The organism is Bacillus sp. TH13 (genome assembly GCF_016651175.1).
GTDB classification, from domain to species: Bacteria; Bacillota; Bacilli; order Bacillales; family Bacillaceae_G; genus Bacillus_A; species Bacillus_A thuringiensis_S.
In genome coordinates this window covers 261,032-279,069 of sequence record NZ_JAEKEJ010000025.1, presented here as the reverse complement: position 1 = coordinate 279,069, position 18,038 = coordinate 261,032, and the positions used below count along the sequence as shown (strand labels likewise).

Genomic DNA, 18,038 nt, shown 5'->3' with positions numbered 1-18,038 from the left:
ATAATAAAGGTGGGTATAAGTTATGAGCAAAACGATTCTTTTTACTGGGGGCGGTACAGCCGGACACGTTATGATTAATATTGTATTAATTCCTAAATTTATAGAGCAAGGATGGAGAGTCGAGTATATTGGATCCAAAAATGGAATTGAAAAATCATTAGTGCAAAATGTTAAATACAATAGTGTTTCAACGGGCAAGCTTAGGAGATATTGGGATTGGGAGAATTTTAAAGATCCTTTTAAAATTATAAGCGGTTGTTTACAAAGTTATAAATTAATTAAGAAAACAAAGCCTGACGTTATCTTTTCAGCAGGAGGATTTGTTTCAGTTCCTGTAGCTATAGGAGCATGGTTAAATCGTGTGCCTATAATTATACGTGAACCAGATAGCACATTAGGACTTGCCAATAAAATAGCATTACCTTTTGCTACAAAGCTATGCACAACATTTCCTCAGACAGGAGAAAATGTAAGTAATGAGAAGAAGGTTTATGTAGGACCGATTGTAAGGGAAGAAATTGAGAAGGGTAACGTATTACGAGGAAGAAGATATTGTGAATTTCAGCAAGATAAACCAGTATTATTAATTATGGGTGGGAGTCAGGGTGCTAAGTGGATAAATGATATGGTAAGGAAATGTTTAGATACAATACTATTAAACTTTAATATTATTCATATATGTGGTAAAGGGAAGGTAGACCCATCTATTGGCATGGAGGGGTATATGCAATTTGAATATATAGGCGACGAGTTGCCGCATATACTAAATATGGCAAGTGTTGTAGTTTCCAGAGCGGGTTCTACTGCTATTTCTGAATTGTTATTTTTGAAGAAACCGATGTTGCTTATCCCGTTAACTAACAGTTCCAGTAGGGGAGATCAAGTTTTAAATGCTGAATATTTTTCACGGCAAGGATATGCGGAAGTTATACTCCAAGACAGAGTAAGTACGAATACATTTATACATGCAGTAAATAAGTTGTATACAAATAAGGAGAAATATATTCAAAACATGAATGGGTATAAGAAAACAAATGATGAGGGGATTCATCAATTAATAGATATAATAAATGAAGTGGTGAAGTAATAGAAATATAGTAAAAAGGAAAGAAGGTATCTTCTTTCCTTTTTACTATATTTGTTCCAATTCATTATTATTTATTCTAATTAGCTTGTACTATGGGTGAATGCCGTTTTCTAATAGCTCAGTAAATGCATTAATATGAATAGGTTTACTGTAATAATAACCTTGAATAAACTGACATTTATTTTTTTGAAGGAAATTTACGTGCTCTTTCGTTTCTACACCTTCAGCAATGACAGACATTCCTAGTGTATTTGCTAATGTGATAATCGTTTTAATAATTTCCATTCCATCATCACATGTTTCAGACATTGTAATAAATTCTCTCGGGATTTTTAACGTATCAATTGGATATAAAGGTAAGTAGGCTAGCGAAGAATAACCTGTACCAAAGTCGTCGATTGAAATGTGAATCCCTAAACTTTTTAGTGTACGCAGTTTTATCAATGTTTCTCGTTCATCCATCATCGCAATTCGCTCTGTTAATTCAAGATCAAGAGAGCTTGCTGGTAAACCTGTATTTGTTAAAGTAGAAGAAATAGATTTTACAAAATCCTCTTGTTCAAATTCTTTAGCAGATAAATTTACACCTATTTTTAAATGTGAATATCCGAGTGCGTGCCAACGTTTCATTTGCTTACAAGCCTGCTCTAATGTCCATTTTCCTATTGAAATAATTTGTAGTGTTTCTTCTGCAATCGGAATAAACTCGTATGGAGAAATAATACCTAATTCAGGATGATTCCACCTAATTAAAGCTTCTGCACCGATAATTTTATTAGATTTACTATCAACTTGAGGTTGATACAAAAGGAACAATTCTTCATTTTGTAGTGCGTTTGGTAAATCTTTTTCTAATCGTAATCGTCTTTCAATTTTTTTAGCGATTACATCGTCATAAATAGAGACAGAATTAAGCTCTTTTGCTTTTGCATCATACATTGCAACATTAGCGTTTTTCAGAAGTGTAGCGGTATCGATTCCGGAATGTGGATAAATAGCGATGCCGATACTCAGTGATAAAGTTAATTTATGCTCATGTATGATGAATGATTTTTTCATGCATTCAAATAATTGGTTGCATAATTGGAATAAGTAATCTTCGTCAGTATAGTTTTCAATTATGATTGTAAATTCATCGCCACCGATTCTTGAAAGATGAGTATGTGATGGAAGACATGATTGGAATCGCTTTGCTACTTCTTCTAATATGTAATCTCCTGACGAATGTCCAAGTGTATCGTTAATTGCTTTAAAGCGATCTAAATCTAAATATAATAAGGCAAACTCGCTTTCTGTTATTTTAGTATTTTTTATAACTCTCTTTAATTTCTTATGGAAAAAGGCGCGGTTCCCAATTTTCGTTACAGTGTCATGGAACGCTAAATATTTTATTTCTTCTTGCTGTTTTTTTAGTGCAGTAATATCTTTCACCATAATATAGCTTCCTGAAATTTGTCCGTCTATTATAATAGGAATGATTGTAACGTATAAAAAATAAGTAAAGCCATCTTTATATTGAGAACTAAGTTGTAAGGATGCCGATTCTTGTTGTTTCACTTTCTCTAATGCCAATGCTAGCTTATGCTTATCTTCATCTAAAATAATCGAAAAACAAGTTTCACCGAGTAACTCATCTGTTGGTGCTCCAAGTAGTACACTCCCAGCCTTATTTACATTTAAGAATATTCCATTTAAATCAATGGTGAAAATAGGGTCAGGATGATATTCATATAATGATTTGAATTTTTGTTGTTTTTGAGAAAGAGCCTCTGATTTATGAACTAAATCAGAAGTCCGTAAAGTAACTTTTTCTTCAAGTTGGGCATTAAATGCCTGCAAACGTTTTGTTAAGGAATTGTTTTGCATACGTACGATAGAATGACGAATGAGTACGAAAATAAAAGTAATACAATTTCCTGTAATGAGAGTTGAAGATGATGTTTGTTCTTTTAATGTAAACCCGATTAGTATTGCAACAGCAAGATAGGGAAATACAACTAAAGCTTTTTTTCCTATTATAGGGTTTACAATGAAATAATTTTTATGGCTATTATGATCTTCTGAAATAGAGCCAGCTATTGCAATAAGTAATATAGGTATTCTATATAAAAGACGTAATAATGTTATCGTTTCAGTTGATAAATGGTTATTTAAGTAAAAATAAATATAGTTAAAAGTTGCAGAACTTATTAATACAAAAATAAAGATATAAATTTTCCGTTTGGAATTAAAAATTGTTGGACGGAAAAAGAGACTAACACCTAGCAGTAGAAATAATAAATCTGCAATTGGGTATAAAAATGAAAGGAAAACATCTCCTAGTGAAAGAGCGAATATATTTAAATTTGGCTGATTAAATAAATACCATTCTAATGTAAATATGGAAGTAAGCACTATGCATATATCACAAATAAAGAATGCTTTTTCCCATTTATTGCATTCCTTTAAAATTTTATAGCAGAAAGCGATAAGACAGAAAAGTAGAAAAAACATGTAAAATACATCAGAAATAGTAAAACGATCTATTGGAATTTCGAAGAAGCTATCCTGATATGTATATACTATTTTCCCTAATAAAAAACTACCAATTGCTATTGTAATACATATCCAAAATGGATTTGAACTGACTTTTTTAGAATATATAGAGTAAATCAGTGATACAAATGTAATGGCTTCAACGATAAGTGAAGCGAAGCGTACATCTGAATTTGAAAAATAAGTAGGGAACAGATAGAAAAACATAAAATAGATTGAATAGCATATTAACGTCCCAATTAATATACATAATTGTAAATTTTTATTTAATTTCAATGAAATCACCTTCTTTAATTATGCACTATGTTCGTTATATCTATACATAATAATATTATTTAAGAATTGTATCAGATTTCCTTATAAAAATCATGTTTATAAGGAAAGTGTTAAAGAGTGTAAGTATTCTTAAAGTTGAAAAAATATTACAGTTGATAGTATAGACTGTATCAAGACTTTAAATAGAAATTGTATATTTAGTCATCCTTTGAATTGTAAAGTTTTTTTATTGATTTGTAAGTGGAGATGCAAAATTGCATATAAAATGATGAGGATCTTTTTTAGGTGAGCTTTTTATTTTTTAATCTGAAAATGTTGAGAAAGGATGTAAAATAAGAACGTGTATTCTTACAGAGTAGATAGTATTGCCACTAAATAGGGAGGTTTTTTTATGATATATCGAATTAAAGATGCAGAAATATACTATGAAATTGTGGGAGAGGGTAAACCGGTCATTATCATACATGGCTGCTCCCCTGACCATAGGTTAATGATGAAATGTATGGAATCAGTATTTCAGAAATATGAAGGTTATAAGCGAATATATATTGATTTACCTGGTATGGGAAAATCGAATGCTCCAAATTGGATAAATAGTTCAGATCGTATAGTAGAGGTGCTTATCACATTTATTGAGGAAATCATTTCTACTGAAAAATTTTTATTGGTAGGAGAATCATATGGAGGCTATTTAGCCAAAGGTATACTTACAAAGATGTTTGAGAGAGTTAGCGGATTACTATTAGTATGTCCTGTTGTTGTAGCGGAGCCAGAAAAAAGGATTCTTCCAGATAAACAGGTAATTGTACAAGATGAGGAATTTTTAAATACGCTTACTTCCACGGAAAGAGAGGGATTTTGTGAGTTAGCTGTAATAGCAAATCAATATACATATACGCGATTTAAAGAAGAAATTAAGCCTGGGTTAGATGTTGCTAATTATGAATTTATTGAAAGGTTGCAAAAGAATTACTCTCTTACTATGGATTTTCAGCGTGAAAAATATGAAAAACCCGTTCTTTTACTGACTGGAAGACAAGATATAGCAGTAGGTTATCAAAATATTATAGAAATTATTGAAGAATATCCAAGGGCAACATTAGCAGTGTTAGATATGGCAGGGCATAATTTGCAGATTGAACAGCCTGAATTATTTGAAAGTTTAGTAGGAGAATGGATTAGACGAACAAATCAGCACGTTTTATAAAGTATTTTAGTATTACGCTTAAGTGTTGAAATGGGATAAATGAACGTGATTTATTAACTAATAAACAATTTTAAGGAGAAATTATGAGCACATATATTTATATGGTTAGACATGGTGAATCACCAAAACTAGAAGGAAATGAAAGAATGCGCGGGTTAACTGAGAAGGGACATATGGATGCCCGTAGAGTAACTGATATATTAAAAGCGGAGAGAATTGATACTTTTATTTCCAGTCCCTATAATCGGGCTATGTTAACGATAGAGGAGTCAGCTAATTTCCATGAAAAAGAAATAGTAATATATGAAAATCTTAAAGAGTGTATGTTTTCAAGTGAGGATCAGGTTATATCAGACAAAGAGGTGTATCCACTTGTACAGAAGATGTTCTCTAATCCGGACTTTGCACGAACGGAAGGAGAGTCATATGCAGATTGCCAGAGAAGAGTAGTGAAGGTATTAAAAGAAATCTTAATAGATTTTCAAGGACGCAAAATTGTAATTGGTACACATGGGCTTGTCATGACATTAATGATGAACTATTTTGATAAACAATATGGTTTTGAATTTTTAATGAATACGTCAAAACCGGATATATATAAGATGGAGTTTAAAGAAGAACAATTAATGAATGTAGAGAGATTATGGAAAGCGGAATAAAATTAGTTGCATGGATTTTGTTGTAAAAGCTACTTTTATAGCAAAGTCTTTTTTGTTTGAATAGAAAGCATCTTTATCAACTATTTTTAGAATGTTAAATCAATAAGTAATTATTCAGTATTTGAATAAATTATGGGGGAATTGGTTTGGGGAAACAATTTTAAATGTGTCAAAACTCCAAACGTTGGATTTATATTCAATACGTGAAAAAGATGTAGAATTTTGTCTTACTGTCCCCGTTTACTTTTCATTTCATTACATATAGGCTTTGTGGTGTAAAGGAGAAAATCGCCTTTACACAAAATTTATAAGGAGGACATTGTGATGAAAAAGATTAAAAAGTTTGTGGGAGTAGCTTTAGCAGGTACGATTGGATTAAGTGGGCTACTGTTTTTAGAACCAAGTGTAAGCGTTGCGGAAGCACAGCAAGTGAAAGTGGAAAATTTCAATACAATTGATGTAACAATGAACCTAAATGAATTGTATGTATTAAGTGGCAGAAGCATTGATATTCTTTCTGGAGATAAAGAAGCAATTCAGTTAAATAAATACACAATTAGTTTTAATAAACCTGGGAAGTATGTGATTAAAGTAAATGGCTGTATTCATGATGATGTATATACTTTTATTGTGAATGAGTAGTATATATTCTTAAATTGCGAGATAAAAACAGAAACACCCTATTTGCGGTGAGAGTCGTAAATAGGGTGAATTTATTTGTATTAAGCTGTACTTTAAATATGTTCACTAATTTTCTTTTTGTTATGTAAAGTATGTAAAAGTGTTTGAAACATCTTAAATGATTGCTGAAAGATTGGACTTTGAATAAAGGTGTACAGAAAAGTTACGATGAAAACAGGACCTCCTAGCATAAATCCAATAACTAGTACAATACATTCTACTATGATTCTAGCACGGCTAATAGAAAGTCCTGTTTTGTCGGAAATAGTAAGCATGAATCCATCACGGGGTCCAGCGCCAACCCCAGCCGCAACGTACATCCCTCCCCCGATACCTGTAATGGCAATACCAGAAAATAAAATGAGTAAGTTTATCCATAAATAATTACTAGCGTCTGGAAGCATGTTTGATTGTAAGAAAAAGTCCATAATGGGACCGATAAGTAGTGCATTCAAAAATGTACCCACATTTATATATTTTCGATCTACTAGTAAAGATATTAGAACGAGACATAACCCACATATGACACTCCACGTACCAATGCTCCATCCAAACTTTTGGTAGAGAGCCATATTTAAAACTTCCCAAGGGTGCAAGCCTAGAAATTTTACTTTGACTGCAAGAGCATTTCCAAGGCCAAAGAAAATTAATCCTAAGAAAAAAAGAAAATAGCGAAAGAGAGTTAACCTCATCTTTAAAACCTCCCATATTTTATAATTATGTATGTTACCTGTTACGGTTTTAATGTACAAATATTATGTCTTTTTATCATTCGTTTAAAAAGGTTAACAATGTAAATGAAATATACATCTTCACAGTCAAAAAAGTTAAAATATTTCTTTTTAAGGATTATAATGGAGAGAGAAACATAAAAGGGAGTGAATGAACTTGAAGCAAGAACTTATTGAAAGATTTACGAGATATGTGAAAATTGATACGCAATCAAATGAAGAAAGCCATACAGTACCAACAACACCAGGACAAATTGAGTTTGGTAAGTTATTAGTGGAAGAGCTAAAAGAAATTGGGTTAGCAGAAGTAACGATGGATGATAATGGCTATGTAATGGCAACACTTCCAGCTAATACGGACAAGGATGTTCCTGTGATCGGATTTTTAGCTCATTTAGATACGGCAACAGACTTTACGGGGAAAAACGTCAAACCACAAATTCATGAAAATTTTGATGGTAATGCAATTACGTTAAATGAAGAGCTAAATGTTGTGTTAACACCAGAGCAGTTCCCAGAATTACCATCATATAAAGGACATACCATTATTACAACTGATGGTACAACACTTCTAGGAGCAGATGATAAAGCTGGTCTTACAGAAATTATGGTTGCAATGAACCATTTAATACATAATCCGCAAATTAAGCACGGGAAAATAAGAGTAGCATTTACACCAGATGAAGAAATTGGTCGTGGGCCAGCGCATTTTGATGTAGAGGCGTTTGGTGCATCATTTGCTTATACGATGGATGGAGGTCCATTAGGTGGTTTAGAGTATGAAAGTTTTAATGCTGCAGGTGCTAAGTTAACGTTTAACGGAACGAATACACATCCTGGAACAGCGAAAAATAAAATGCGCAATGCAACTAAACTGGCTATGGAGTTTAACGGGTATTTACCAGTAGAAGAGGCACCAGAGTATACTGAAGGATACGAAGGGTTCTACCATTTACTCTCTTTAAATGGTGATGTTGAGCAAAGTAAAGTATATTATATTATTCGAGATTTTGATCGTGAAAATTTTGAAACACGTAAAAATACCATTGAAAATATTGTGAAACAAATGCAAGAGAAGTATGGGAAAGATGCAGTCGTTTTAGAAATGAATGATCAATACTATAACATGCTTGAAAAAATTGAACCGGTAAGAGAAATTGTTGATATTGCATATGAAGCAATGAAAAGTTTAGACATTGAACCAAATATTCATCCGATTCGCGGAGGAACAGATGGATCACAATTATCATATATGGGATTACCGACGCCGAATATTTTCACTGGTGGTGAAAACTATCACGGTAAATTTGAGTATGTTTCGGTAGATACTATGGAAAAAGCTGTTCAAGTTATTGTAGAAATTGCAAGACGTTTTGAGGAGCAAGCTTAAAAAAGAACCAAGTAGTACGAATGTGCTACTTGGTTCTTTTAATATAGTACTCGCCACAAATAAAAAGTCGCATAAGATTCCCAATTAGCCCAGTTTGCCGCAAAATCTTTTATTTCATTTTTAGTCGGTTTATTTTCGGATCCTGTTATAAATTTAATTGCATTATGGAGACCAACATCATCAATTGGAAAAGCTGAAGGAAATCTTAAACAACGCATTAAAACATAGTTGGCAGTCCATGGTCCTATACCATGGATAGCAGTTAATTGTTTCTCAGCAACCTTTACATCTTGTGTTTGCAGTAAATCCTCTTTTGATAGTTTTCTCTCTGTAATAAGCTTCGCAATACCGATTAAATATTCACATTTTCTAGTCGTCATTTTTAATTGTTGGAGATCTTCTATATGTAGATTTGCAATTGTTTCAGGTGATGGGAATATCCAATGTTTTCTACCGTCCCATTCTACATAACTTCCAAATTGCTCAACTAATCTTCTTTTTAGTGTATAAGCATATGTTAGGTTAATTTGTTGACCGATAATTCCCCAGGAAAGTGCCTCAAATAAGTCTGGAATACCTAAATTACGAAGGCCATAATATTGTTCAATTGGTCCTTGAAGGAGTAAATCATGTTTAGCTAATGTATAAAAAGGGGCTAAATCAGTAGTTAAATCAAACCATTCTTTTACATAGTTAGCTACAGCATCGCTTACCCATCTTTCATGAGTATATAACTCTCCTAAAAAACGTATTTGAACATTGCCATCAGTATTCAAACTAATTTCAACTAAAGGATTTACATCTTGCACAGGGATAACTTTATAAATTTTGTTGTCTTCAATATGGAACATACATTCATTGTTAGAACGTAATAGATAACGTAAATTTTCTTGGAAACAAAATTCTTTCGGAACTGCTACAGATAATGCGCTATTATATTCTGCTGTCATATGAATTCCACCTGCACCTCTTCTAATGCAAGCAATTTTTTCTTCATTTCTAATCCACCCCTAAATCCGGTTAGTTTCCCATTCTTCCCAATAACGCGGTGACAAGGAATTGTAATAAGAAGAGGGTTAGCAGCAATAGCGGAAGCAACGGCGCGCACAGCTTTAGGTTTTTGAATTCTTTCAGCAATTTCTGTATAAGAATATGTCTCTCCATAAGGAATTTCACGTACCGTATTCCAAACAGATAATTGAAAATTAGTTCCATAAGCATCGATAGGGAATGTAAAAGTTTCTCGCTTGTTTTCTAAATACTCGATAATTTCTTTCGTATATATTTGCAAGTAATCTGGACTATGGATCAATATATGTTGGGGCAGTTTTTTTCTAGCCCATATATTTAATTCTTCAAAGTTTTCTTCTTGTGATCCAATGAAACATAGTCCATTTTCAGTTGCAGCAATATGAAATCGCCAATTTTTATGTGTAAGTAGCGTCCAATATATATAATTATTTTTGTAGGAATTCATTATCGTATCCCTCTTTCATTTCGTTCTTTTTTCGATATTCAGTAGGAGTAAATCCGGTTTTCTTTTTAAATAAAGTTGCGAAATACTCTGGGTTTTCTATCCCGACAGCAGCACTAATTTCTTTAATAGATTGATTTGTGTGTAAAAGGTATTCGGTTGCTTTAAGAACCCTGAATTGTTGTATATATTCTATAGGAGTTAGCCCTATTATTCTTTTGAAAGTACGCTGTAAATGAAAAGGGCTACCGTGACACATTTCCGCAAGCATGTCGAGAGTTAAGGATTCGTCATAATGCTTTTCGATATAGTCTTTAATTTGTTCTACCCACTCTTCATTAGGTAAAGTGATCCCGTTTGGCTTACAACGTTTGCACGGGCGAAAGTTTTCACTTAATGCTTGTTCTACATGATGAAAAATTCGTACATTGTTTCTATTCGGTATTCTTGATTTGCATGATGGCCTGCAAAAGATTCCAGTTGATTTCACAGCATAAAAGAATTTGCTATCATAGGAAGAATCATTATGAATAATTGCTTGCCAATACTCATTTGTTAATGTAACTCTTTCGTTGTGCAAAGAACATCACCTCTGAAATTAGTATAACCTGAATAAAGTGCGTATGTATGTATTCATAAATGTAAGAGCAAGATTACAAAGGTGAAAATATGATTGTTTTTCTATTTTTTGATAGCATGAAATTTGGAAATAAACATCAAGAGGAGGGCTAAAAGTGAAGTTAATTTCATGGAATGTAAATGGTTTGCGAGCAGTTATCGCAAAAGGTGGATTTTTGGAATATCTTGAGGAATCAAGTGCTGATATATTTTGTCTACAAGAGATTAAATTACAAGAAGGGCAAATTGATTTAAATCTAGAGGGATATTATACATACTGGAATTATGCTGTGAAAAAAGGATATTCAGGAACGGCTATTTTTTCGAAAAAAGAACCGCTTTCAGTTACATATGGTTTAGGCATTGAAGAGCATGATCAAGAAGGGCGACTTATTACTTTAGAATTCGAAGATTTTTACATGATAACGTTATATACACCAAATTCAAAACGTGGATTAGAACGATTAGATTACAGAATGAAATGGGAAGATGATTTCAGGTCCTATATCAAACGATTAGATGAGAAAAAAACAGTTATTTTTTGTGGAGACTTAAATGTTGCTCATAAAGAAATCGATTTGAAAAATCCAAAAAGTAATCGTAAAAACCCTGGATTCTCTGATGAGGAACGAAAGAAATTTACATGTATTTTAGAAGAAGGATTTGTTGATACGTATCGTTATCTTTATCCTAATCAAGAAGGTGCATATTCGTGGTGGTCGTATCGGATGGGAGCGAGAGCAAAAAATATTGGATGGCGTTTAGATTATTTTGTTGTTTCGGAAAGAATGAAAGACCAAATAACAGAAGTGAAAATTAATAGTGAAGTAATGGGATCAGACCATTGTCCAGTTGAATTATATATAAATTTCTAAAAAAAGAAGTATCTCTCTAATATTAGGTGGATACTTCTTTTTTATTCAGTTTGTTAAAATTTTTCAAATCATTCTTGAAATAATTTCATATTAAATATATACTTAGTAACGATAATCATTATCAGTGAAAAGGATTATCAAGTGATAAAGGTGTAAAAGAATTATAGTCTAGGGGAAGTGAACGAGAATGAGTTCTGGATAAAATTATTAATCTAATGAAATATATATATGGGACAAGATTCATATAGTTAAATTTTATTGAGAATATAGTTTGAAAATTCGAGAGGAGACATATAAAGATGAACAAGAAATTATTTACTTTAGGAATGGTTACAGTTTTAAGTGTAGGTTTAGCGGCATGTAATAGTGCGGATAAAACTTCAGGCGAGCAAAAACAACAGACAAAAGCTACGGAAACGAAAAAAGATGAAAAGCGAAAAATTACATATTTAGGTAAAGAATATACAGTGCCAGCAAAAGTAGATAAAATTGCGACAGCTAGTTTAGAGTCAATGGAAGATGCGGCAGTACTTGGAATTAAACCAGTTGGTGCCATTACTGTGGGTGGTAAATTACCGAAGTATCTTGAGAAAGATTTAGAAGGTGCGAAATCTGTTGGTGAGAAAATGGAACCAAATTTCGAAACATTACTTCAATTAAAACCAGACGTTATTACATCAAGTACGAAATTCCCAGCAGAAACAGCTGAAAAGTTTACGAAAGTAGCTCCTACATTCCCGGTATCACACGTTTCAACAAATTGGGAAGATAACTTAAAGTTAATGGGAGAATTAACTGGTAAAAAAGATAAAGCAGAAAAAATTATTAAAGACTACAATTCGGACGCTGAAAAAGCAAAAGCAAAACTAGGAGATAAGTTAAAAGATAAAAAAGTACTTGTCATTAGACTAAGAGCAAATGACTTATTCCTATACCCAGAAGGAGTATACTTTAACCCCGTAATTTATAAAGATCTTGGACTAACTGCTCCAGAACAACTTAAAACGGTAAAAGCACAAGAAAAAATTTCTTTAGAAAAATTAGCTGAAGTTAATCCTGATTATATCTTCTTACAATACGAGGCAAGTGAAAATAATAAACCGAAAGTGCTAGAAGACATTGAAAATAATCCAATTTGGCAAAGTATGAACGCTGCGAAGGAAAAGAAAGTATTTGTAAATGTTGTAGACCCAATGGCACAAGGTGGTACAGCTTGGAGTAAAACAGCATTCTTAAAAGAAGCAGTGAAAGATTTATCTAAATAATACAATAAGTAAGGTGCGTTGAATGATATGCAGAAAACAAATGCAGTACCAGTAACTATATTATGTATAGCACCCATACTCATCTTATTTACAGTTATACTTTCGATTTTGTATGGGGCAAAAAGTATTGACGCTGAAACAGTGTGGAACGCATTATTTCATTTTGATTCAAGCGATGTAAATCATAATATTATTATTACTTCACGTTTACCAAGGGTAGTTGCAGCTCTTTTAGTCGGAGCATTTCTAGCCATATCAGGAGCACTTATGCAGGGGATGACAAGAAACTATCTTGCATCCCCTTCTATTATGGGTGTGACGGATGGCGCTGCCTTTGTTATTACACTTAGCATGATTTTTCTTCCGGGAATGTCATCAATTGGTATGGTTTTATGTTCAATGATTGGTTCTGCACTAGGAGCCGGTATCGTGTTTGGTTTTGGTTCGCTCCTTCAAAATGGCTTATCACCAGTTAGGTTAGCGATTATAGGAACAGTTATTGGAACATTTTTAAGCAGTGTATCGGCTGCAATGGCTTCGTATTTTCAAATTTCTCAAAATGTTAGTTTTTGGTTTAATGCAAAGTTAGATCAAGTAGATCCTAATATCATTCAAATCACGATACCGTTTGGGATAATTGGAATAATTTTAGCACTGTTAATATCAAAATCTATTACCATTCTTTCATTAGGCGAAGAGGTTTCTATTAATTTAGGGCAGCGTACAAAACTAGTTAAAGCGATGGCAATTTTATCAGTTATCTTTTTAACAGGAACAGCAGTTGCTTTAGTGGGGAAAGTTGGTTTTGTAGGTTTAATTATTCCGCACATTACCCGCTTTATAATTGGGGTAGATTATAAGTGGATTTTGCCATGTGCAGGTGTTATTGGTGGCGTTTTCTTAGCGTTATGTGACGTTTTGAGTAGATTTGTAAACTATCCATTTGAAACACCTATTGGAGTCGTTACCTCCTTAATTGGAATTCCTTTCTTCCTTTATTTAATCCGTACTAGAGGAGGAGAGAGACATGCTTAAAAGTTCAAGTCAACGTTTCGGAATGACGATGGGGATTATTATATTTTTAATTTTTGTTGCTATTTATATTAGTTTAACGAACGGTACGTTTGATATTACGATTACGGATGTATTTAAAACACTTTTTAGAATTGATCCAGTACCAGAACATGATCTAGTTATCTTTGATTTTCGTCTTCCACGCATCGTAATTGCTGGGTTAGTAGGATTAGGCCTCGGCGTTGCAGGTGCTGTTATTCAAGGGATTACGAGAAATGGATTGGCAGACCCAGGTATTTTAGGCGTAAATGCAGGAGCAGGAACAGCGATCGTCATTTTTATGTTTTTCTTTCAAGGACAATTAAAAAGCACAGACTGGGTTTCTATTATGATGATGCCAATGTTTGGTTTAGTAGGCGGATTAGGTGCAGCTATCATCATTTATCTGTTTTCTTGGAAAAACGGTAAATTAGATTCGCAGCGACTTTTATTAACAGGGATTGCAATTGGATCAGGATTTGGAGCCTTTTCTATGTACTTATCACTCAAAATGAAGTCAACTGATTTTGAAATGGCCGCAGTGTGGGTGTCTGGAAGCATATATAGTGCGAACTGGAAGTATATTGTGGCTATGTTACCATGGCTTATTATCTTAATTCCGCTTATACAAAAGAAAGCTTATTTATTAGATTTATTTCAATTGGAAGAAACGAGTATTACAAGTTTAGGTGTTTCAGTAGAAAGAGAGAAATCGATTTTACTATTAAGTAGTATCGGGCTTGTGAGCGCATGTGTTGCTGTTTCAGGGAGTATCGGTTTTATTGGCTTAATGGCACCGCATATAGCGAAAAGGCTTGTCGGTATTCAACATAAGTATATAATTCCTACGTGCGGCGTAATCGGAATGTTTCTTGTAATTGCTTCAGACTTTATTGCGAAAACAGTTTTCACACCTGTAGAGCTACCTGTTGGAATCGTTATTTCTATTGTCGGTGTACCGTATTTCTTATATTTACTTTATATGGCGAAAGCGTAAGAGGAGGAATAAAAGTGAGTATTTTAAGTGCAAAAAATTTAGAAACAAGTTATGAAAAGCTTACAGTGTTTCGCGATTTAAATGTGGAAATACAAGAAGGAAAAGTAACGACAATTATAGGCCCAAACGGTTGCGGTAAATCGACATTGTTAAAAACAATGGGAAGAATTTTAAAACAAAAAAGTGGAAAAGTATATTTGCAAGGGCAAGATTTATATACAATTCCAACGAAAGAAATTGCGAAGCGGTTAGCTTTACTCCCGCAAACTCCAATTGCACCAGGTGAACTTAAAGTGGAAGAATTAATTTCTTATGGACGCTATCCACATCGCAATAACGTAAATAAGTTAACGACAAAAGATAAAGAAATGATTGATTGGGCATTAGATATAACGAAAACTTCTGAATTTCGAACGAGACAAATTGCAAATTTATCAGGCGGTCAAAGACAAAAGGTATGGCTAGCGATGGCATTAGCACAAGAGACAGAAGTGTTGCTATTAGATGAGCCAACTACATACCTTGATATGTCTCATCAATTAGATGTATTACAAATTGTGGAGAAGTTAAATAAAGAACATAATTGTACGGTTGTTATGGTATTACATGATATTAACCATGCATCAAGGTTTTCAGATGAAATTATTGCAATGAAGGAAGGCGAAATTGTTACAACTGGTAGCCCAGAAGAAATCATTACAAATGAAGTGTTAAAAGAAGTATTTCATATTGATGCGCGTGTCATGATTGATCCGTATAATGGGGCTCCTGTTTGTTTCGGTTACGATAGCGTTGTATCTCAAGAAGAAAAAATCGAAATATATGTAACAAGTTAAAAGGGGGGGATAGGGTGAATACTACAATTGAAAAACAGCAGATTATAACATCTAATACAGAGCAGTGGAAAATGTATTCAAAATTAGAAGGTAAGGAATATCAAATTCATATTTCAAAGCCGAGGCAACCAGCACCGGATTCAGGATATCCTGTCATTTACGTATTAGATGGCAATGCCTTTTTTCAAACATTTCATGAAGCAGTTAAAATACAATCAGTAAGATCGGAAAAAACCGGTGTTTCACCAGCTATTATAGTAGGAGTGGGTTATCCAATTGAAGGCGCATTTTCAGGGGAAGAAAGATGCTATGATTTTACGCCTAGCGTAATTTCAAAAGATGCCCCTTTAAAACCAGGCGGTAAACCGTGGCCTAAAACAGGAGGAGCACATAATTTCTTTACTTTTATTGAAGAAGAATTGAAGCCGCAAATTGAAAAGAATTTTGAGATTGATAAAAGTAAGCAAACGTTATTTGGACATTCTTTAGGTGGACTATTTGCTTTGCATATACTATTTACAAACTTAAATGCTTTTCAAAATTATTTTATTAGTAGTCCATCTATATGGTGGAATAATAAATCCGTACTTGAAAAAGAAGAGAACCTTATACATGAATTAAACAATGCTAAGTTTGAAACAGGAGTGTTCCTTACAGTTGGGTCACTAGAACGAGAGCATATGGTTGTAGGTGCAAATGAATTATCAGAGCGCCTTCTCCAAGTAACCCACGATAAACTTAAATTTAAGTTTTATGAAGCTGAAGGGGAGAATCATGCATCTGTTGTGCCGACGTCTTTAAGTAAAGGGTTGAGGTTTATTAGTTACGTATAGGAAAGAAGGTAAGCAATTGCTTACCTTTTTTTCCTTATTGTTTAAAGGCAACGTATCCATCAATTAAAAAACTAGTGAAAAAGCGAGTCATTTGAGTAAAGCCACATTCCTTCATGATAGTTAATAAATTAGCTATGAAAGCTTATAGTTTTACAATGCGTGAGAAGCAAGTAATACGTAAAATTCTTACAGGTATGTCGACAAAGGAATTAGCCGAAGAACTTTGTATATCTATATACACGGTACAAGATCATTTAAAATCCATTTTTGAAAAGACTGGGGTAAGTAGCAGAAATGAACTTGTGTGGGAAGTATTTTCGAAGTTTTGCTTTGATGCCACTGAATGAAAATAAAACAAGTCTACAAAGATCACATGAAGTACGGTGGATGAGTTGTAGAATTGAGCTTAAAAAGGTTATGGATGAAACATTCCATAACCTTTTTTAATATGTAGAATTGTCCTTTTTGAAAGTTTTGTTTCAACTTTTCGTCTAAAGAGACAAAAAGTTGTCACAAATCGGTCACAATTAGCATAAACATAAAATAGACGAAATGAACTTATTTCCAAAAAGGCTTGGTTTATTCCAATCATGATTCTTAGAGCTGAAAAAGCATGGATTAAAAGTTCACTATATTCCCAAGGAGGTAGATCGTATGAAAACTATTCTTGCTATCGCTGGACTTATTTGGGTTCTATCGCATGGCATCCCAATTTATGAAGGAGAACAAATTCGCAGTGCTCTAAATAAAAATTTTAATGAATATCATATCATTGATCGGCAAGATAATGTTGTGACAGTTCGAGTAAATGACTGTTTTCATACGGTAACCGTTGAAGGAACTTCAGTAGTGAATGATACAAAAGTATGTGATCAGCAATAATTATATATGGAGAGAAAAAATTCTCGAATTAAATATCTGAAAATTAAAATTTAAACATTATAGACGAAGAATAAGCGGGGGCGGGTAATCCCCGCTTATTCTTGTTTCACTTTATTGAATTTTGATGAGAGATATCATGATTTTTTTGACAAAAAGGAAAGGGTATACTGAAAATTGAGATTAAGAAGCTAATGAGTTGTTAAGAATAATCATAAAGTGTAAATATACTCTTATGGGGTATCATGCGTAGATATTTAATGCTATAATTGGTATACTCATAAAAACAATTGTTTTATTGGATGAAGAGAAACTTTAAGAAGGTGATAATATGGATCATAAAGAGCATGAAGCAGTAACACATAGATCAGAAAAAGAAAAAGAACAGATTATAAATAGATTAAAGAGAATTGAAGGACAGGTTCGCGGTATTCAAAACATGATTGAAAATGATCGTTATTGCGTAGATATTTTAGTGCAAATTTCAGCGATTAATGCAGCGATGAAAAAAGTAGGAATGGGCGTTCTCAAAAATCATACGAGTCATTGTGTTTCAGGAGCTATTAAAAATGGAAATGGTGACGAAGCAATTGAAGAATTAATGACAGTATTTGAACGTTTTTCAAAAGCGTAAAAACAAGC

General features: G+C 33.2%; 18 protein-coding genes and 2 pseudogenes. 14 read left to right on the top strand and 6 right to left on the bottom strand.

Annotation, left to right across the window (positions count from 1 at the left end; all coding sequences use genetic code 11):
• Nucleotides 1-22 precede the first annotated feature (22 nt).
• Entirely contained in the window at nucleotides 23-1,087 is a 1,065-nt protein-coding gene (locus JFU02_RS09665) for an undecaprenyldiphospho-muramoylpentapeptide beta-N-acetylglucosaminyltransferase (protein WP_000047568.1), read from the top strand.
• A gap of 90 nt (nucleotides 1,088-1,177) precedes the next feature.
• Here the strand turns inward: JFU02_RS09665 and JFU02_RS09660 are convergent, their stop codons facing one another.
• A complete protein-coding gene (locus tag JFU02_RS09660; protein ID WP_000773569.1) occupies nucleotides 1,178-3,898 on the bottom strand; it encodes a sensor domain-containing protein in 2,721 nt (906 codons plus the stop codon).
• 391 nt (nucleotides 3,899-4,289) lie between these two features.
• Here JFU02_RS09660 and JFU02_RS09655 point away from each other — a divergent pair, with 391 nt between their 5' ends.
• From JFU02_RS09655 to JFU02_RS09645, 3 genes are all read left to right on the top strand, one after another.
• Nucleotides 4,290-5,105 carry an alpha/beta fold hydrolase gene (locus JFU02_RS09655; protein ID WP_061666418.1) on the top strand — a complete coding sequence of 272 codons (816 nt, stop codon included), beginning with the start codon at nucleotides 4,290-4,292 and terminating at the stop codon, nucleotides 5,103-5,105.
• An 83-nt stretch (nucleotides 5,106-5,188) separates the two neighbouring features.
• Entirely contained in the window at nucleotides 5,189-5,764 is a 576-nt protein-coding gene (locus tag JFU02_RS09650; protein ID WP_000109171.1) for a histidine phosphatase family protein, read from the top strand.
• A gap of 324 nt (nucleotides 5,765-6,088) precedes the next feature.
• On the top strand, nucleotides 6,089-6,406 hold the full coding sequence (locus tag JFU02_RS09645; protein WP_000721347.1) for a hypothetical protein: 318 nt from the start codon (nucleotides 6,089-6,091) through the stop codon (nucleotides 6,404-6,406).
• A gap of 92 nt (nucleotides 6,407-6,498) precedes the next feature.
• Here the strand turns inward: JFU02_RS09645 and JFU02_RS09640 are convergent, their stop codons facing one another.
• On the bottom strand, nucleotides 6,499-7,137 hold the full coding sequence (locus JFU02_RS09640) for a YczE/YyaS/YitT family protein (RefSeq protein ID WP_001241253.1): 639 nt from the start codon (nucleotides 7,135-7,137) through the stop codon (nucleotides 6,499-6,501).
• Between the two features lie 196 nt (nucleotides 7,138-7,333).
• On the opposite strand from JFU02_RS09640, the gene pepT reads away from it, so the two are divergent.
• Nucleotides 7,334-8,566: a peptidase T gene (gene pepT / locus JFU02_RS09635; RefSeq protein WP_201070854.1), complete on the top strand. Its 1,233-nt coding sequence runs from the start codon at nucleotides 7,334-7,336 to the stop codon at nucleotides 8,564-8,566.
• Between the two features lie 38 nt (nucleotides 8,567-8,604).
• Here pepT and JFU02_RS09630 read toward each other — a convergent pair whose 3' ends face one another.
• From JFU02_RS09630 to JFU02_RS09620, 3 genes are read right to left on the bottom strand one after another with little or no spacing between them, the layout of a single operon-like run.
• On the bottom strand, nucleotides 8,605-9,516 hold the full coding sequence (locus tag JFU02_RS09630; RefSeq protein ID WP_061666419.1) for a DNA-3-methyladenine glycosylase family protein: 912 nt from the start codon (nucleotides 9,514-9,516) through the stop codon (nucleotides 8,605-8,607).
• Nucleotides 9,513-10,043, bottom strand: a complete 531-nt coding sequence (locus tag JFU02_RS09625; RefSeq protein WP_001089846.1) for a methylated-DNA--[protein]-cysteine S-methyltransferase — start codon at nucleotides 10,041-10,043, stop codon at nucleotides 9,513-9,515. The genes JFU02_RS09630 and JFU02_RS09625 overlap by 4 nt, the downstream gene beginning before the upstream one ends.
• The gene (locus JFU02_RS09620; protein WP_201070851.1) at nucleotides 10,024-10,620 is read right to left on the bottom strand and encodes a bifunctional transcriptional activator/DNA repair enzyme AdaA; all 597 of its coding nucleotides are present in this window, start codon (nucleotides 10,618-10,620) and stop codon (nucleotides 10,024-10,026) included. The genes JFU02_RS09625 and JFU02_RS09620 overlap by 20 nt, the downstream gene beginning before the upstream one ends.
• 154 nt (nucleotides 10,621-10,774) lie before the next feature.
• On the opposite strand from JFU02_RS09620, the gene JFU02_RS09615 reads away from it, so the two are divergent.
• From JFU02_RS09615 to JFU02_RS09590, 6 genes are all read left to right on the top strand, one after another.
• The gene (locus JFU02_RS09615; protein ID WP_201070848.1) at nucleotides 10,775-11,533 is read left to right on the top strand and encodes an exodeoxyribonuclease III; all 759 of its coding nucleotides are present in this window, start codon (nucleotides 10,775-10,777) and stop codon (nucleotides 11,531-11,533) included.
• Between the two features lie 299 nt (nucleotides 11,534-11,832).
• A complete protein-coding gene (locus tag JFU02_RS09610; protein WP_001035497.1) occupies nucleotides 11,833-12,798 on the top strand; it encodes an iron-hydroxamate ABC transporter substrate-binding protein in 966 nt (321 codons plus the stop codon).
• A gap of 27 nt (nucleotides 12,799-12,825) precedes the next feature.
• Nucleotides 12,826-13,833, top strand: a complete 1,008-nt coding sequence (locus JFU02_RS09605) for a FecCD family ABC transporter permease (protein WP_201070846.1) — start codon at nucleotides 12,826-12,828, stop codon at nucleotides 13,831-13,833.
• The gene (locus JFU02_RS09600) at nucleotides 13,826-14,848 is read left to right on the top strand and encodes a FecCD family ABC transporter permease (RefSeq protein WP_000920437.1); all 1,023 of its coding nucleotides are present in this window, start codon (nucleotides 13,826-13,828) and stop codon (nucleotides 14,846-14,848) included. The genes JFU02_RS09605 and JFU02_RS09600 overlap by 8 nt, the downstream gene beginning before the upstream one ends.
• A gap of 14 nt (nucleotides 14,849-14,862) precedes the next feature.
• Nucleotides 14,863-15,684, top strand: a complete 822-nt coding sequence (locus JFU02_RS09595; RefSeq protein WP_098535870.1) for an ABC transporter ATP-binding protein — start codon at nucleotides 14,863-14,865, stop codon at nucleotides 15,682-15,684.
• Between the two features lie 14 nt (nucleotides 15,685-15,698).
• Nucleotides 15,699-16,517: an alpha/beta hydrolase gene (locus JFU02_RS09590; protein WP_098318164.1), complete on the top strand. Its 819-nt coding sequence runs from the start codon at nucleotides 15,699-15,701 to the stop codon at nucleotides 16,515-16,517.
• 34 nt (nucleotides 16,518-16,551) lie between these two features.
• Here the strand turns inward: JFU02_RS09590 and JFU02_RS09585 are convergent.
• Nucleotides 16,552-16,647, bottom strand: a pseudogene (locus JFU02_RS09585) (class I SAM-dependent methyltransferase); the annotation flags it as partial.
• On the opposite strand from JFU02_RS09585, the pseudogene JFU02_RS09580 reads away from it, so the two are divergent.
• The 3 genes and pseudogenes from JFU02_RS09580 to JFU02_RS09570 form a co-directional block, all read left to right on the top strand.
• Nucleotides 16,646-16,864, top strand: a pseudogene (locus tag JFU02_RS09580) (helix-turn-helix transcriptional regulator); the annotation flags it as partial. The pseudogenes JFU02_RS09585 and JFU02_RS09580 overlap by 2 nt on opposite strands.
• Before the next feature lie 307 nt (nucleotides 16,865-17,171).
• Nucleotides 17,172-17,399, top strand: coding sequence for a hypothetical protein (locus JFU02_RS09575; RefSeq protein WP_000849103.1), 228 nt, complete (start codon nucleotides 17,172-17,174; stop codon nucleotides 17,397-17,399).
• Between the two features lie 328 nt (nucleotides 17,400-17,727).
• Nucleotides 17,728-18,030, top strand: coding sequence for a metal-sensing transcriptional repressor (locus JFU02_RS09570; protein WP_000349637.1), 303 nt, complete (start codon nucleotides 17,728-17,730; stop codon nucleotides 18,028-18,030).
• Nucleotides 18,031-18,038: the final 8 nt, after the last annotated feature.

Excerpts from the sequence above, each read along its gene's own strand:
- JFU02_RS09665 (WP_000047568.1), top strand. The coding sequence starts at position 23 with ATGAGCAAAACGATTCTTTTTACTGGGGGCGGTACAGCCGGACACGTT.
- JFU02_RS09655 (WP_061666418.1), top strand. The coding sequence starts at position 4,290 with ATGATATATCGAATTAAAGATGCAGAAATATACTATGAAATTGTGGGA.
- JFU02_RS09650 (WP_000109171.1), top strand. The coding sequence starts at position 5,189 with ATGAGCACATATATTTATATGGTTAGACATGGTGAATCACCAAAACTA.
- JFU02_RS09645 (WP_000721347.1), top strand. The coding sequence starts at position 6,089 with ATGAAAAAGATTAAAAAGTTTGTGGGAGTAGCTTTAGCAGGTACGATT.
- JFU02_RS09640 (WP_001241253.1), bottom strand. The coding sequence starts at position 7,137 with ATGAGGTTAACTCTCTTTCGCTATTTTCTTTTTTTCTTAGGATTAATT.
- JFU02_RS09630 (WP_061666419.1), bottom strand. The coding sequence starts at position 9,516 with ATGACAGCAGAATATAATAGCGCATTATCTGTAGCAGTTCCGAAAGAA.
- JFU02_RS09625 (WP_001089846.1), bottom strand. The coding sequence starts at position 10,043 with ATGAATTCCTACAAAAATAATTATATATATTGGACGCTACTTACACAT.
- JFU02_RS09610 (WP_001035497.1), top strand. The coding sequence starts at position 11,833 with ATGAACAAGAAATTATTTACTTTAGGAATGGTTACAGTTTTAAGTGTA.
- JFU02_RS09605 (WP_201070846.1), top strand. The coding sequence starts at position 12,826 with ATGCAGAAAACAAATGCAGTACCAGTAACTATATTATGTATAGCACCC.
- JFU02_RS09600 (WP_000920437.1), top strand. The coding sequence starts at position 13,826 with ATGCTTAAAAGTTCAAGTCAACGTTTCGGAATGACGATGGGGATTATT.
- JFU02_RS09575 (WP_000849103.1), top strand. The coding sequence starts at position 17,172 with ATGAAAACTATTCTTGCTATCGCTGGACTTATTTGGGTTCTATCGCAT.
- JFU02_RS09570 (WP_000349637.1), top strand. The coding sequence starts at position 17,728 with ATGGATCATAAAGAGCATGAAGCAGTAACACATAGATCAGAAAAAGAA.